Here is a 15,592-nt window from a genome sequence, read left to right as displayed (position 1 = left end):
GCCCGTCCGGGCGGGCCGTCTCTGACGCCGGTCCGCCGCCGGGGCGCCCGCCGCCGCCGCCCGCGCCCCGCCCGCCGGCGCCGCCGCCCCTACCGTTCCCCCTCTCCCGCCAGATCCCGCCGCCATTCGTTGGACCGCATCATGCGCCCCTTCGGGTACTCGAAGGGGCGCTCCCCCACGAGTGCGAAGCCCGCCTTGCGGCAGACGGCGTTGGACGCGGCGTGGTCGACCGAGGGGAAGGCGTGCAGCGAGCCGTAGCGGCCCTCGGCTCCGGCCGCCGCGATGACCTCGCGCGCCGCCGCCACGGCGATGCCCCGGCCCTGGAACTCCGGCAGCACGCCCCAGCCCGTCTCGCACGCCGACCGGTCCGCCCGCTCGTGTGCCGTTTCCTGCCGCAGGTTCAGCTCCCAGAAGCCGATGGATCCGACCACCGTGTCCTCGGGGCCGAGGACTATGCGGAACATCTGCCCCGCCCCGCACAGGTCGAGGTAGCGGGCATGCCGGGCGAGCAGTTGCTCCTCGGTCTCCGGGCCGCCCAGGTGGTGGGTCATCTCGGGTGCGTTGGTCCTGCGCAGCAGTGCGAGATCGGCCGGCGTCCACGGTTCGATGCGCACCCGCAGCACATCAGAGCCCTCACTCTCCGTAATCAGCGTCATGTCTGCACTGTAGGGCCGCCCACTGACAATCGTGCCGACACCATGGCCGAGGCCCGGCCGCCCCGCCCTTCACCCCATCCCTCACCCGGCCCCTCGCCCCGGCCTCCGCCGCCCCCTTCGGCCCTTCCACCGCCCTCGTCCTCGCCGCCCTCCTCCGGCGGTTCGTGCAGGGCGCGGCGACGGGTGGCCCACTGGATCGCGGCGCCGACGGCGGCGACCGCGCAGGAGACGCCGAAGCCGATGACGACGGCGTAGAGGGGGCGGCCGGTGGTGGCGGCGCCCAGGTAGCCGAGGCCGACCGAGTAGGTGGCCCAGGTCGCCTCGGCGACGGCGGCGCCGAGCGCGTAGGTGCGCAGCGGGTAGCGCAGGACCCCGGAGGCCAGGGCGCCGACGATCCGGCCGCTGGGCAGGAACCGTACGACGATGACGAAGGGCAGGCCGTAGCGCTGGATGCGGTGGGAGGTCCAGGCCAGCAGGGCGCGGCGGCGGGGGTTGCGGCGCATCCAGGCGCGCACGGGCCCGCCGAAGCGCCGTGCGGCGAGGTACATGAGCAGGTCCCCGAGCAGGGCGCTGCCCCCGACGACGACGAGGACGAGGGGAAGGAACACCTCGCCCCGGGAGGCGAGTACTCCGGTCGTGACAAGGAGGGCGGAGTTGGGGATCAGGGGTGGCAGCGTGGTGAGCACCAGCAGGCCGTAGAGGGCGAGTACGTCCATACGGCCGCCTCCTCGGATCCGCCCCGAGCCCGTCATCCCCAGGCTGACGCGTGGTGGGGCGTGCGGCAACGTGGTGAGCGCGCCACGGATGCTGGATTGATACCCCCTAGGGGTATAGAGTGCCGAGGGTGGGGAGCCGGCGGCAGTCGCCGGAGCCACTCACGGCACGCCGCGGCTTCCCGGCGCGTGGCACCACACGGAACACATCGGCACCACAAGGAGAATCCCCCATGGCCGAGAACAGCTCCTGCTGCACCCCCGAAGACTCCTGCCACTCCGGCGGCACCGACGTCCAGGTCGGCGAGGTGACCACCACCTACCGGGTCACCGGCATGACCTGCGGCCATTGCGAGGGGGCGGTGTCGTCCGAGATCGGCGAACTCGCCGGGGTGAGCTCGGTGCAGGCGGTCGCGGCCACCGGCCTGGTGACCGTCACGTCCAAGGCGCCGCTGGACGAGGACGCGGTGCGGGCGGCCGTCGACGAGGCCGGCTACGAACTCGTGGGGCAGGCGGCCTGAGGCGTCGCCCGCGGCCTCCGCAGTTGCCGGCGGCCCGTGCCCGGAAAATTTCACACGGCCCTTACAACTGACACAACACCCATACCCAAGGGCCTCGATCTCCAAATCGAGGCCCTTGACCGCATTCGCCCCCATATGGCAAGAGACCCAGATCACACTCATGGGAACGTAACCATTGAGGGGGGTCGTGAGTCTAACCGGGCAGTGCAGGCACCCCGGCGGGGCTTGCACTGCAACAGCCGTGCAGATCTTGGGGGATCGTGCCCGGCTACGCGTGGCCGGGGCGACGCGCCCGGGGAGCTTTGAGCGGCCCTCCCGAATGTGCGCGTCCCGGCAGATCGCGGTGCAACCCGGAACGCCCGGACGGATCCCGTGGGGGGAATCCAACCGGGAAAAGGGGAAGCGCCCCGCGCTCTGGACCCGTGGGGGGATCCGGAGGCGGGGCGCTTTCTCGTTTCTGCTTCGAGGCCGGCCTCGAAGAGGTCAGCGCTCCTCGACCGGCACGAAGTCGCGCTCGACGACACCGGTGTAGATCTGCCGCGGGCGGCCGATGCGGGAGCCGGGCTCCTTGATCATCTCGTGCCACTGGGCGATCCAGCCGGGCAGCCGGCCGAGCGCGAAGAGCACGGTGAACATCTCAGTCGGGAAGCCCATGGCCCGGTAGATCAGGCCGGTGTAGAAGTCGACGTTCGGGTAGAGCTTGCGCTCGACGAAGTAGTCGTCGGAGAGCGCGTGCTCCTCCAGCTTGAGGGCGATGTCCAGCAGCTCGTCGGACTTGCCGAGCGCGGAGAGGACGTCGTGCGCCGCCGCCTTGATGATCTTCGCGCGGGGGTCGAAGTTCTTGTAGACGCGGTGCCCGAAGCCCATGAGCTTCACGCCGTCTTCCTTGTTCTTCACCTTGCGGATGAAGGAGTCGACGTCGCCGCCGCTGGCCTGGATGCCCTCCAGCATCTCCAGCACGGACTGGTTGGCGCCGCCGTGCAGGGGGCCCCACAGGGCGTTGATGCCGGCCGAGATCGAGGCGAAGAGGTTCGCCTGCGAGGAGCCGACCAGGCGGACCGTGGAGGTGGAGCAGTTCTGCTCGTGGTCGGCGTGCAGGATCAGCAGCTTGTCGAGGGCGCTGACCACCACCGGGTCGAGGTCGTAGTCCGCGGCGGGCACCGAGAAGGTCATGCGCAGGAAGTTCTCGACGTACCCGAGGTCGTTGCTCGGGTAGACGACCGGGTGGCCGACCGACTTCTTGTACGCGTAGGCCGCGATCGTCGGGAGCTTGGCCAGCAGCCGGATCGTGGAGATGTGGCGCTGCTGCTCGTCGAACGGGTTGTGGCTGTCCTGGTAGAAGGTCGACAGCGCGCTGACGACCGAGGACAGCATCGCCATCGGGTGGGCGTCCCGGGGGAAGCCGTCGTAGAAGCGCTTGACGTCCTCGTGGAGCAGGGTGTGGTAGGTGATGTCCTGCTTGAAGTTCGCCAGCTCATCGACGGTGGGCAGCTCACCGTTGATGAGGAGGTACGCGGTCTCGACGAACGTGCTGCGCTCTGCGAGCTGCTCGATCGGGTACCCGCGGTAACGAAGAATCCCGTTCTCACCGTCGAGATAGGTGATCGCGGATTTGTACGCCGCGGTGTTGCCGTAACCGGAGTCCAGGGTCACCAGACCGGTCTGGGCGCGCAGCTTCGAGATATCGAAGCCCTTGTCGCCAACAGTGCTGTCGACGACCGGGTAGCTGTATTCGCCGTCCCCGTAACGCAGTACTACAGAGTTGTCGCTCACGTCATCCCTCACCGACGTTGTGCCTCTTCTTCGAGGTGCCCTGACTGCCTATACCTTCCCCCATTTGGGCCTTGGTTGTGCACTCGGGGTCGGCCATAGGGCCTGTCTGCGGCACTCAGTGCCGTCTGGGTGCCCATCCTGCCCCCCTTCGCCCCGAATGGGAAAGAGGGGTGACCTCTCACATCGCACCGGCGAGCCGGTGATCGAGCGCCGTACACCGCCGACCGGCGGATACCGTGCGGACGGCCTGTCCCAACGCCTTACGGGAGCCGACCAGCACCACCAAGCGCTTTGCCCGGGTCACTGCGGTATACAGCAAATTGCGCTGCAGCATCATCCAGGCACTGGTGGTGACCGGAATCACCACCGCTGGATACTCACTACCCTGCGAGCGGTGGATCGTCACGGCATAGGCGTGCGCGAGTTCGTCGAGTTCGTCGAAGTCGTAGGGGATCTCCTCGTCCTCGTCGGTGCGCACGGTCAGCCGCTGCTCGTCGGAGTCCAGGGCGGTGACCACGCCGACCGTGCCGTTGAAGACGCCGTTGCGGCCTTTTTCGTAGTTGTTCCTGATCTGGGTGACCTTGTCGCCGACGCGGAAGACCCGGCCGCCGAAGCGGCGCTCGGGCAGATCGGGGCGGGCGGGGGTGACGGCCTGCTGGAGCAGGCCGTTCAGGGCCCCCGCACCGGCCGGGCCGCGGTGCATCGGGGTGAGGACCTGGACGTCCCGGCGCGGGTCGAGGCCGAACTTCGCCGGGATCCGGCGGGCCGCGACGTCCACCGCCAGCCGTCCGGCCTCCTCGGCGTCCTCCTCGGCGAACAGGAAGAAGTCCGTCAGTCCGGTCGTCAGGGGCGGGACGCCGGAGTTGATGCGGTGGGCGTTGGTGACCACCCCGGACTGCTGGGCCTGCCGGAAGATCCGGGTCAGCCGGACCGCCGGCACGGTCCCTCCCGCCACCCGGCCACCCCGGTCCGGCACTGCCCCGGACTCCGTCCGGGGGGACCCCGCTCGCGCGGCCCCTCCCCCGGCGAGCAGATCGCGCAGCACCTCGCCCGCACCCACCGACGGCAGCTGGTCGACGTCCCCGACGAGCAGCAGATGGGCGCCCGGCGGCACCGCCTTGACCAGCTTGTTGGCGAGCAGCAGATCCAGCATCGAGGCCTCGTCGACGACCACCAGATCGGCGTCCAGCGGCCGGTCGGCGTCGTAGGCGGCGTCCCCGCCGGGCTTGAGCTCCAGGAGGCGGTGGACCGTGGAGGCCTCGGCGCCGGTCAGCTCCGAGAGCCGCTTGGCCGCCCGGCCCGTGGGCGCCGCCAGGACCACCGTGGCCTTCTTGGCGCGGGCCAGTTCGACGACGGACCGGACGGTGAAGGACTTGCCGCAGCCCGGCCCTCCCGTGAGCACCGCGACCTTCTGGGTCAGCGCCAGCCGCACCGCCTGCTGCTGCTCGGGGGCCAGCTCGGCACCCGTCCGCCGCGCCAGCCAGGCCAGCGCCCGGTCCCAGTCGACGTCCTGGAAGGCCGGCATCCGGTCCTCGCCGGTGCGCAGCAGCCGGGTCAGCCGGCCGGCCAGGGAGATCTCGGCGCGGTGGAAGGGCACCAGGTAGACGGCGGTGACCGGCGGCGCGCCCTCCGCGTCGCCCGGCACCTGTTCGCGCACCACGCCCTCCGGGTCCGCGGCCAGCTCGCCCAGGCAGTCGATGACCAGGCCCGTGTCCACCTGGAGCAACTTCACCGCGTCGGCGATCAGTTGCTCCTCGGGCAGGAAGCAGTGGCCCTGGTCCGTGGACTGCGACAGCGCGTACTGCAGGCCCGCCTTGACGCGGTCGGGGCTGTCGTGCGGAATGCCCACGGACCGGGCGATGCGGTCGGCGGTCAGGAAGCCGATGCCCCAGACGTCGGCGGCCAGGCGGTAGGGCTGGTTGCGGACGACGGAGATGGACGCGTCGCCGTACTTCTTGTAGATCCGCACGGCGATGGAGGTGGAGACGCCGACGCCCTGGAGGAAGACCATGACCTCCTTGATGGCCTTCTGTTCCTCCCAGGCCGCGCCGATCATCTTCGTGCGCTTGGGGCCCAGGCCCGGCACCTCCACCAGGCGGGCGGGGGTGGTCTCGATGACGTCGAGGGTGTCCGTGCCGAAGTGTTCGACGATGCGGTCGGCGATCCGCGGGCCGATGCCCTTGATCAGGCCGGAGCCCAGATAGCGGCGGATGCCCTGGATGGTGGCGGGCAGGACGGTGGTGTAGTTCTCGACGGTGAACTGCTTGCCGTACTGGGGGTGGGAGCCCCAGCGGCCCTCCATGCGCAGCGATTCGCCCGGCTGCGCCCCGAGCAGCGCGCCGACGACGGTCAGCAGATCGCCCGCGCCGCGGCCGGTGTCGACCCGCGCGACGGTGTAGCCGTTCTCCTCGTTGGCGTAGGTGATCCGCTCCAGGACCCCTTCGACCACGGCTGCGTTGACCATGGAACGACCGTACCGCCGGGGTCCGACAGCGCGCCGGGAGGCGGGAGCTCCGGCGCACCATCGAGGGGCCCGTCCGATGGTCGGGCCCCTCGATTCCCCCTCCACGCCGGTCCCGGGTCCCCCCCGGGCCCCTCCCCTTCGGGACCGGCGTCAGCTATGACCTTTGTGGACGGCCAACGGTTGCGCGCATCCGCTGAGTTGTTTCTCCGGCGCCGGCTGTGCACGCTGCCCCGTCGTGCGCGGCGCGCCGCGTCCCGCCGGGCGGCGTGCACAGGGCCTGGTCGTGCGGCGTGCGCGGTGCCCCGTCCCGTCATGCGACGTGGGTGCGGAAGCGGTCCACGATCTCGGCCAGCACGTCCGTGCCGTTGCGCGCCCACAGCGCCGGGTTGAAGATCTCGACCTCGACCGGCCCCCGGTAGCCGGCCGCCTCGACGCGTTCGCGGAACCACCGCAGGTCCACCGCGCCGTCCCCGAGCTGCCCGCGCCCCAGCAGGGCGCCCTCGGGCAGCGGGGTGATCCAGTCGGCGAGCTGGAAGGCGGCGATCCGGGACGCGGCGCCGCCTCTGCCGCCGGCGCGGGCGATCTGCGTGCCGACGGTGTCGTCCCACCACAGGTGGTAGGTGTCGACGACCACGCCCACCTGCCCAGCGGGGAACCGCTCGGCGAGGTCCAGGGCCTGGGCGAGGGTGGAGACCACGCAGCGGTCCGCCGCATACATGGGGTGCAGGGGCTCCAGGGCCAGCCGGACGCCCCGCCGCTCGGCGTAGGGGCCCAGTACGGCCAGTGCGTCGGCGACCCGCTCCCGGGCGCCGGGGAGGTCCCGGCTGCCGGGCGGCAGGCCGCCCGAGACCAGGACCAGGGTGTCGGTCCCCAGAGCGGCCGCCTCGTCGACGGCCGCCCGGTTGTCGTCCAGGGCGGCGGCCCGCCCTGCCGGGTCCGTCGCGGTGAGGAAGCCGCCCCGGCACAGGCTGGTGACCCGCAGCCCGGCGTCCCGTACGAGCCGGGCGGCCGCGGCCACCCCGTACTCCCGCACCGGGGCGCGCCACAGGCCCACGCCCCGTACACCGGCCCGGGCGCAGCCGTCGGCCAGTTCGGGCAGCGACCACTGCCGGACGGTCTCCTGGTTGAGGCTGAGCCGGTCGAGGAGGCAGGGGGTGGCGCCGTTCATGCGTCCTGCGCCCCGTGGACGGCGAGCAGCCGGCGCATCCGGTGGGCGGCGAGCTCCGGGTCGGGGAACAGGCCGAGCCGGTCGGCCAGTTGGTGGGCGCGCCGCAGGTGGGGCAGGGAGCGGGCCGACTGCAGGCCGCCGACCATGGTGAAGTGGGGCTGGTGGCCCGCCAGCCAGGCCAGCAGGACGATGCCGGTCTTGTAGTGGCGGGTGGGTTCCTGGAAGAGGTGCCGGGCGAGCGCGACGGTGGGGTCCAGGGCGGCCCGGAACCCCGCGGTGTCCCCGCCGTCCAGGAGGCGCACGGCAGCGGCGGCGAGAGGGGCGAGCGGGTCGAAGACGCCCAGCAGCGCGTGGCTGGCGCCGTGGTCGTCGCCCGCGATCAGCTCCGGGTAGTGGAAGTCGTCGCCGGTGTAGCAGCGCACGGTCCGCGGCAGCCGGCGGCGCAGCGCCACCTCCCGGGCGGGGTCCAGCAGGGAGACCTTGACGCCGTCGACCTTTCCGGGGTGGCCGGCGACGATCGCGAGGAGGGTCTCCGTGGCGGCGTCGGGGTCCCCGCTGCCCCAGTAGCCGGCCAGCGCCGGGTCGAACACCGGCCCCAGCCAGTGCAGGATCACCGGCCGGGCGGCCTGGCGCAGCAGGTGGCCGTAGAGGGCGCGGTAGTCCTCGGGGCCGGTGGCGGCCGCGGCGAGCTGGCGGGACGCCATCAGGACGGGGCGGGCGCCGGCGTCCTCGACGAGCCCGAGCTGTTCCTCGTAGGCGCCGCGGATGCGGTCCAAGGAGGTTTCGTGCGGCGGCAGTTGGTCGGTTCCCGCGCCGCAGGCGAGCAGGCCGCCGACGGCCCTGGCCTCGGCGGCGGAGCGCCGGATCAGCTCGGCCGCGGCGCGCCAGTCCAGGCCCGCACCGCGCTGCGCGGTGTCCATCGCCTCGGCCACGCCCAGGCCGTGCGCCCACAGGTGGTGCCGGAAGGCGAGGGTGGCGTCCCAGTCGACGGCGGCCGGGCCGTCCGGGGTGCCGGCGTGGGGATCGGCGACCACATGGGCGGCGGCGAAGACCGTACGGGAGCGCGGCGGGGGGTGCGCGCAGACCGGGCGGGCGCCGGAGCCGGTGCCCGGCGCGGAGGGGGACGTCCGGGTCGCTGCGGGGTGCGCCCCGGGGGCCGCGGGGTCCGCCGCGGCCCCCGCGGGGTCCTGGGGCGCGGTCACCGGCCCGGCTCCGCCACGGCCAGGCGGCGGCCCTCCGCCGCGGACCGGCGGCCCAGTTCGGCGAGGCGGACGCCGCGGGCGCCCGCCGCCAGGTCCCAGCGCCAGGGCTCGTCGCGGACGACATGCCGCAGGAACAGCTCCCACTGCACCTTGAACGCGTTGTCGAAGTCGGCGTTGTCGGGGACCTCGTGCCACTGCGCGCGGAACGGCTCGGAGGCCGGCAGGTCGGGGTTCCAGACCGGTTTGGGGGTGTGGGCGCGGTGCTGGACGCGGCAGTGGCGCAGGCCCGCGACGGCCGACCCTTCGGTGCCGTCGACCTGGAACTCGACGAGTTCGTCGCGGTGCACCCGCACCGCCCAGGAGGAGTTGATCTGCGCGACGATGCCGCCGGCCAGCTCGAAGATGCCGTAGGCGGCGTCGTCGGCGGTGGCCGCGTACGGGGTGCCCGACTCGTCCCAGCGGCGCGGGAGGTGGGTGGCCAGGTGCGCCTGGACGGTCTCGACCGGCCCGAACAACTCGTGCAGGACGTACTCCCAGTGCGGGAACATGTCGGCCGCGATGCCGCCGCCGTCCTCGGCGCGGTAGTTCCAGGAGGGGCGCTGCGCCTCCTGCCAGTCGCCCTCGAAGACCCAGTAGCCGAACTCGCCCCGTACGGACAGGATGCGGCCGAAGAAGCCGCCCTCGACGAGGCGGCGGAGCTTGCGCAGGCCGGGCAGGAAGAGCTTGTCCTGGACGACACCGTTCTTCACGCCCGCCTCCCGGGCCAGCCGGGCCAGCTCCAGCGCGCCCGCGAGGCTGCTCGCGGTGGGTTTTTCGACGTAGAGGTGCTTTCCGGCGGCGATCGCCCTCTTCACGGCCTCCTCGCGGGCGGCGGTGATCTGGGCGTCGAAGTAGATGCCGATGGTGTCGTCGCCCAGTACGGCGTCGAGGTCGCAGCTCCAGTGCTCCAGGCCGTGCCGTTCGGCCAGGGCCCGCAGTTTGGGCGCACTGCGGCCGACGAGGACCGGTTCGGGCCAGATCACCGTGCCGTCGGCCAGGGCGAGACCCCCCTGTTCCCGCAGGGCGAGGAGCGAGCGGACCAGGTGCTGGCGCTGTCCCATGCGCCCGGTCACGCCGTTCATGGCGATGCGTACGGTCGTGCGTGTCACGGCCCGGCCCCTCTCGCACACGGCAGGTGGCAGTCCCGCTCCAGTAAGCGCCTTCCGGACGGCGGGCGCCAGACCGCATGGCGGGACTCGAACAGCGGGACGGGCGCAGCGGAGGGCGGGGGGCGGGTGCCGGCGCGGGGGACGGCACGGATGACACGAACGAGGGATGTGCGGATCGGGCCCGGCGACCTACTCTTGACTCAGTCAAAGGTGAGGGGCCGGCCATGACCGCCAGGACGCCATCCGATGCACCATCCGACACGCCATCCGCCACACCGCCCGACGGCTCGCGCGGGGCACCGCCCGGCGCCCCGGCGGACGTCCGTGAACTGCGCGGATTCAACCGCTTCTATACGAACCTGATCGGTGCACTCGACTACGGGCGGCATCTGTACACCCCGTTCACCCTCACCGAGGCCCGGGTGCTCTACGAAGTCGCCCACCAGTCGCGGGTGGACGCCGCCGACCTGCGCGCCGCGCTGTCGCTGGACGCCGGCTACCTCAGCCGGCTGCTCGGCAAGTTCGAGGACCGCAAGCTGATCACCCGCGGCCGGTCCGAGCAGGATCCCCGGCGGCAGCGCATCACGCTGACCGAGGGCGGCCGGAAGGCTGCCGGGCTGCTGGAGGAGCGCTCCCAGGACGCCGCGGGGTCGCTGCTGCGGCGACTGCCGGCCGCCGACCGCGCCCGCCTGATGGACGCGATGCGCACCATCCACGTCCTGCTCGACGAGGACGCGCAGCAGCACGACGAGGCGGCGCGGCGGCCGCCCGGGGACCGCGCGCCGGAGGTCTCGCTGCGCACGTCCGGCCCCGGGGACCTCGGCTGGATGGTGGAGCGCAACGCCGCCCTCTACGCCGACGAGTACGGCTTCGACCTCAGCTACGAGGCGCTGGTGGCCCGGATCGTCGCGGAGTACGCCGAGGACTTCGACCCGCGCTGGGACCGCACCTGGATAGCGGAGCTGGGCGGCGAGCGCGTGGGCGCGGTGATGTGCGTACGCGACGGCAGGCCGGGGGTCGCCCGGCTGCGGCTGCTGCTGGTGGAGCCGGGCGCCCGGGGCCACGGCGCGGGCCGTCGGCTCGTCGACAGCTGTGTGGAGTTCGCGCGGGACGCCGGGTACGGCGAGATGGTGCTGTGGACCAACTCCGTCCTCGGCGCGGCCCGCGGCATCTACCAGCGGGCCGGTTTCGAGCTGGTCTCCGAGTCGCCGCACCACAGCTTCGGACAGGACCTGGTCGGCCAGGACTGGCGGCTGACGCTGTGACGGGGGCCGACACAAACGGCGGCTGACGCGGTGACCGGGCGGCCGACGCCGTGGGGAGGCGGCTGACGCAGCGAAGGGGCGGGTGACGGTGCGGTCGGGAGGGCGATGAAAGCGCGCAGGCCGGGAAGGACGGGAAGGACAGCGACGACGTAGCCGACACGGGCGACACGAAGGAGCGCAGCCATGGCCACCACGGACCGCACGGACGACAGGACCCCCGCGACGCGCTTTGCGTTCTCGACCCTCGGGGTGCCGGGGATGCCGGTGGCCGAGGTGCTGCAGCTGGCCGCGGACACCGGGTATCAGGGCGTCGAGCTGCGGGCGCATCCGGAGGAGCCCGTGCATCCGCGGCTCGGGGCACGGGAACGGGCCGCGGTGCGGGGACAGTTCGCGGACGCCGGCGTGGAGATCCTCGCCGTCGCCGGATATGCGCAGGTCGCGGCCGCCCGGGAGGCGGCGGGCGAGGAGGAGCTGGCGCGGGAGCTGGCCGGCCTGGTGGACCTCGCCGCGGATCTGGGGGCGCCGTACGTCCGGGTGTTCCCCGGCGGCGGGGAGCGCCCGGCGGCGGAGGCGGACGCGGATGCCGCCCGCCGGCTCGCGGCGGTGGCGCCGCTGGCGGCCGAGCGGGGCGTCCGGGTCCTGCTGGAGACCCATGACTCGCACCGGACCGGCGCGGCCGCCGCCCGGGTGCTGGGCCTGGTGGGCCATCGCCGGGTCGGGGCGCTGTGGGACGTGCTGCACAGCTGGCTCGGCGGCGAGGAGCCCGTCGACACCCATGCCGCGCTCGCCCCGCATCTGGGCTATGTGCAGGTCAAGGACGTCGCCTCGGCCGAGGAGCGCACCCCCCTGCCGCTCGGCGCCGGCACCCTCCCGCTGGCGGCCGCGCTGGCCACCCTCAGCCGGGAGCCCGCGGACGCCCACGGCCCGGTGCCGGCTCCCGAGGGCACCTACGACCAGGGCGCGGGAGGCTGGCTCTGCTGGGAGTACGAGAAGCGCTGGTACCCGGAGGCGGCCGACCTCCCCGCCCTCCTGGCCCCGGGCCGCGCCCACCTCCAACGGCTCCTCGACCGGCCCGCCGCCTCCTGATCCCGGGCCGCGCCCGACGCCCCATCACATATCCCCGCCCGCCGCGCAATACCTGGGCGCCACCGCGCATGGAGTCATTGACCGACAATAGTTTTCCGGCTATCCGTGTCTCCTTGGAAGTTTCCTTCAATGAGCCGAGGAAGCCCTCCGGAAGGAGCGCACATGCCCTCCCGACGTACCGTCCTGACCACCGCCGCCGCTGCCGCCGCGGCCGCGGGCACCGCCGCCGCGCCCGCCGTCGGAGCCCAGCCGCCCTCCCCCGCCGACTCCCCCGCCCCCTCCGCCGCCACCCGGGCCCGGCTGCGCCGCCTCATCTCCCGTATGTCACCGGAGGAAAAGGCCGGACAGCTCTTCGTCATGCGGATCTACGGGCACTCCGCCACCGACCCCGACCCGGCCGATGCCACCGCCAACCAGAAGGAGATCGGGGTCGCCAACGCCGCCGAGCTGATCGCCAAATACCACGTCGGCGGCATCATCTACTTCGGCTGGGCGCACAACACCCGTGATCCGCACCAGATCGCCGACCTGTCCAACGGCATCCAGAAGGCCGCCGCCGCCCAGCGCGTCCCCGTCCCGCTGCTGATCTCCACGGACCAGGAACACGGCATAGTGGCCCGGGTCGGCGCGCCCGCGACGCTCCTCCCCGGGGCGATGGCGCTCGGCGCGGGCGGCTCCCGCGACGACGCCCGCACGGCCGCCGCCCTCGCCGGCCAGGAGCTGTACGCCATGGGCATCCGGCAGGACTACGCGCCGGACGCCGATGTCAACGTCAACCCCGCCAACCCCGTCATCGGCGTCCGGTCCTTCGGCGCGGACCCGCAGGCCGTGGCCCGTATGGTCGCCGCCGAGGTGAAGGGCTATCAGGGCGCCGGGATCGCCTCCTGCGCCAAGCACTTCCCCGGGCACGGCGACACCGACACCGACAGCCATGTCGGACTGCCGTACATCCACCACAGCGTCGAGGAGTGGGAGCGGCTGGACGCGCCGCCCTTCAAGGCCGCGATCGCCGCCGGAATCGATTCGATCATGACGGCGCACATCGTGGTGCCGGCCTTCGACCCGAGCGAGGACCCGGCCACCCTCTCCCGGCCGATCCTCACCGGCATCCTGCGCGAACGCCTCGGCTACGACGGTGTGGTGGTGACCGACTCCCTCGGCATGGAGGGCGTCCGGAAGAAGTACGGCGACGCCCGGGTGCCGGTGCTCGCCCTCAAGGCCGGTGTCGACCAGCTGCTGAACCCGCCGGACCTCGCCGTCGCGCACGCCGCCGTCCTCACGGCACTGCGGGACGGCGAGCTGACCGAGCGGGAGCTCGATGCCAAGCTGATGCGCATCCTGCTGCTCAAGGAGAGACGCGGGCTGTTCAAGGACCCGTACACCACCCACCGCGCGGTGGACCGGGTGGTCGGCATCCGCAGTCACCTCGACGCCGCGGACCGGATCGCGGACCGCACCACCACGCTGCTGCGCAACGACGGCGGGGTCCTGCCGCTGTCCCGGCGGCGGGAGCGCCGGGTGCTGGTGGCGGGCGTCGATGCGGCCGCGCCGTCCGGCACCGGCGGACCGCCCACCGCCGTCCTGGCGAGGACCCTCACCGAGCTGGGCTTCACGGCCACCGCGCTCTCCACGGGCACGGCCCCGACCCAGCGGGGGATCGACGAGGCGGTGGCGGCGCTCGGCGAGCGGGACGCGGCGGTGGTGGCGACGTACAACGTGACCGCGGACTCGCGGCAGCGGGCGCTGGTCGCCGCGCTGCTGGCCACGGGCAAGCCGGTGGTGCAGCTGGCGGTCCGCAACCCGTACGACATCGCCCAGTTGGACGGCGTCAGGGCGGCCCTGGCGAGCTACTCGTGGACGGATGTCGAGCTGCGGGCCGCGGCCCGGGTGATCGCCGGCCGGCGCAATCCGGCGGGCCGGCTGCCCGTCGCGATACCGCGCGCCGACGCCCCGGCACAGGAGCTCTACCGGATCGGCCACGGCCTGACGTACTGACCGGCGGACGGACACGGCGCGCTCCCCTGGTCCCCGGGGAGCGCGCCGCCCCGCATCACCGCACCGCGGCCACCGGGCGCTCCGGCCCGGCGGCGACGTACGGCCTCACGGCCTCACGGCCGCAGCATCGGCATCCGCCGGACCTCCTGCTTGTCCAGCTGCTTGTCGTACGGCGCCAGTGACGTGGCCCGGCCGCCGGGGGCCTGGACGCCGGCCCAGTCCAGGAGCTCGGCGGTGGCCTTGGTGCGGTCGGCCTCCGGCAGCTTCGCGATGTTCGAGCCGTGGTTGCCGCCGGGCACGGTGAAGACATACGAGTCCCGGGCACCCCTGCCGACCTCGAAGTGCTCCGAACTCCACGGGTCCCACTGGCCGTTGACGAACATCATCCGGTTCGCGTGGTGGCGCACCCAGTGGTCGATGTCGGGCATCGCGCGCTTGTCGAAGCGCATCGGGATGTCCTTCGGCACGAACGACCGGGAGTTGTTGATCCCGGGGTACTTCAGCAGGCCGGCCAGCTGCGGATAGCGGTAGCCGGGCTCACCGAGCTGGGTGCCCGCCTGGTAGTAGTACGGCGTGTACGGCTCCATGCCCTGGTCGGTGTAGCTGTCGAAGCCGCCGACCTTGTCCATCCACTTCCACAGGTCGTCGGTGGAGACGGTCGGCTTGGGCACCTCGGCGCAGGCGGTCTCGGCCGGCTGGTACTGCCAGAACCCGAACACCAGGTCCGTGACCATGACTTCATAGGCCCGGTCGGCGCTGCCGACGGTCCGGAAGGTCTGCTTCTCCTTGTCGGCCCAGGCCTGGAAGCGGGCGACCATCTCCTTGCGGCGCACCAGCGCCTCGCGCTCGATGGCGGCGAGGTCGACGCGGCACTGCGCGGTGCCGACGGTCTTGAAGAACCGGTCGTACGCCGAGTCCTCGTCGTTGCGCACGTCGTTGGGCGCGACGTAGGCGACGGTGCCGTTCATGTCGTGCGGGTGGAAGCGGCGGTAGTACGTCGCCGTCATGCCGCCCTTGCTGCCGCCGGTGTCGATCCAGTTCTTGTCGTAGATCCGGTGCAACGCGGTGAAGAGGCGGTGCTGGTCGTCGGCGGCCTGCCGGATGTCCAGCTTCTTCCAGTCGGCGGGCGACGGCCGCGACGGGGTGAAGTAGCGGTACTCCAGGGACACCTGGTTGCCGTCGATGATCTTGGTGGGTTCGCTGCGGGACGGCGTGGTGTTGACGTTGTAGCCGGAGGTGAAGAACACCGTCGGGCGGTCGACCGACTTGTGCAGCAGGGTCAGCCGCTGCTGGAAGGTCCCCTTCGACGGGTGCCGGTGGTCGATCGGCTGGGTGTAGTTCAGGACGAAGAAGCGGTAGCCGTCGACCGGCTTCTCCTCGACGAGGCTCATGCCCCGGATCGACAGGATCCGGTCCTTGATGTCCCCGGTCTTCGGCTCGGCGGCGGTGGCCGCTCCCGCCGGCGCGCTGCCGGCTCCCGCCGTGCCTATGAGCACCGCGAGCGACAGCAGCCATCTGGTGGCCTTGCGCATGCACCCTCCCCTTGGGATAGCAAAGGTCGGGCTGAACCTATCGGCGCGGGGAGGGGGCCACCAGACCCT

At 72.6% G+C, this 15,592-nt stretch carries 12 protein-coding genes; 4 read left to right on the top strand and 8 right to left on the bottom strand.

All coding sequences use genetic code 11. The features are described 5' to 3' along the window. Positions 1-89: 89 nt before the first annotated feature. Positions 90-656 carry a GNAT family N-acetyltransferase gene (locus AB0411_RS14555; protein WP_366417622.1) on the bottom strand — a complete coding sequence of 189 codons (567 nt, stop codon included), beginning with the start codon at positions 654-656 and terminating at the stop codon, positions 90-92. Next, complete coding sequence (locus tag AB0411_RS14550) at positions 653-1,372, bottom strand: DedA family protein (protein WP_366417621.1); 720 nt, start codon at positions 1,370-1,372, stop codon at positions 653-655. Before AB0411_RS14550 ends, AB0411_RS14555 begins: the two co-directional genes overlap by 4 nt. 230 nt (positions 1,373-1,602) lie before the next feature. Here AB0411_RS14550 and AB0411_RS14545 point away from each other — a divergent pair, with 230 nt between their 5' ends. Further along, a complete protein-coding gene (locus tag AB0411_RS14545; protein ID WP_366417620.1) occupies positions 1,603-1,890 on the top strand; it encodes a heavy-metal-associated domain-containing protein in 288 nt (95 codons plus the stop codon). A 483-nt stretch (positions 1,891-2,373) separates the two neighbouring features. Here the strand turns inward: AB0411_RS14545 and AB0411_RS14540 are convergent, their stop codons facing one another. The 5 genes from AB0411_RS14540 to AB0411_RS14520 form a co-directional block, all read right to left on the bottom strand. Continuing rightward, entirely contained in the window at positions 2,374-3,663 is a 1,290-nt protein-coding gene (locus AB0411_RS14540) for a citrate synthase (protein ID WP_086721535.1), read from the bottom strand. Between the two features lie 178 nt (positions 3,664-3,841). Beyond that, entirely contained in the window at positions 3,842-6,127 is a 2,286-nt protein-coding gene (gene recD2, locus AB0411_RS14535; protein WP_366417619.1) for an SF1B family DNA helicase RecD2, read from the bottom strand. A gap of 310 nt (positions 6,128-6,437) precedes the next feature. Continuing rightward, complete coding sequence (locus AB0411_RS14530) at positions 6,438-7,295, bottom strand: sugar phosphate isomerase/epimerase family protein (protein ID WP_366417618.1); 858 nt, start codon at positions 7,293-7,295, stop codon at positions 6,438-6,440. After that, positions 7,292-8,497 (bottom strand): dihydrodipicolinate synthase family protein, encoded by a 1,206-nt coding sequence (locus AB0411_RS14525; RefSeq protein WP_366417617.1) that lies wholly within the window; start codon positions 8,495-8,497, stop codon positions 7,292-7,294. The genes AB0411_RS14530 and AB0411_RS14525 overlap by 4 nt, the downstream gene beginning before the upstream one ends. Beyond that, on the bottom strand, positions 8,494-9,645 hold the full coding sequence (locus tag AB0411_RS14520) for a Gfo/Idh/MocA family protein (protein WP_366417616.1): 1,152 nt from the start codon (positions 9,643-9,645) through the stop codon (positions 8,494-8,496). The genes AB0411_RS14525 and AB0411_RS14520 overlap by 4 nt, the downstream gene beginning before the upstream one ends. A gap of 224 nt (positions 9,646-9,869) precedes the next feature. Between AB0411_RS14520 and AB0411_RS14515 the strand changes: the two genes are divergently transcribed. The 3 genes from AB0411_RS14515 (at position 9,870) to AB0411_RS14505 (ending at position 13,991) form a co-directional block, all read left to right on the top strand. Beyond that, on the top strand, positions 9,870-10,910 hold the full coding sequence (locus AB0411_RS14515) for a bifunctional helix-turn-helix transcriptional regulator/GNAT family N-acetyltransferase (RefSeq protein WP_366417615.1): 1,041 nt from the start codon (positions 9,870-9,872) through the stop codon (positions 10,908-10,910). Between the two features lie 183 nt (positions 10,911-11,093). After that, positions 11,094-11,996, top strand: coding sequence for a sugar phosphate isomerase/epimerase family protein (locus AB0411_RS14510; RefSeq protein WP_366417614.1), 903 nt, complete (start codon positions 11,094-11,096; stop codon positions 11,994-11,996). A 162-nt stretch (positions 11,997-12,158) separates the two neighbouring features. Further along, on the top strand, positions 12,159-13,991 hold the full coding sequence (locus AB0411_RS14505; protein ID WP_366417613.1) for a glycoside hydrolase family 3 protein: 1,833 nt from the start codon (positions 12,159-12,161) through the stop codon (positions 13,989-13,991). Between the two features lie 113 nt (positions 13,992-14,104). Here AB0411_RS14505 and AB0411_RS14500 read toward each other — a convergent pair whose 3' ends face one another. Beyond that, positions 14,105-15,523 (bottom strand): S28 family serine protease, encoded by a 1,419-nt coding sequence (locus tag AB0411_RS14500; protein WP_366417612.1) that lies wholly within the window; start codon positions 15,521-15,523, stop codon positions 14,105-14,107. Positions 15,524-15,592 lie beyond the last annotated feature (69 nt).

The sequence above is a fragment of the Streptomyces angustmyceticus genome, from assembly GCF_040701845.1.
Lineage (GTDB): Bacteria > Actinomycetota > Actinomycetes > Streptomycetales > Streptomycetaceae > Streptomyces > Streptomyces angustmyceticus_A.
Note: the sequence above shows the minus strand (reverse complement) of the source record. Positions and strands in the feature narration are given on the sequence as shown.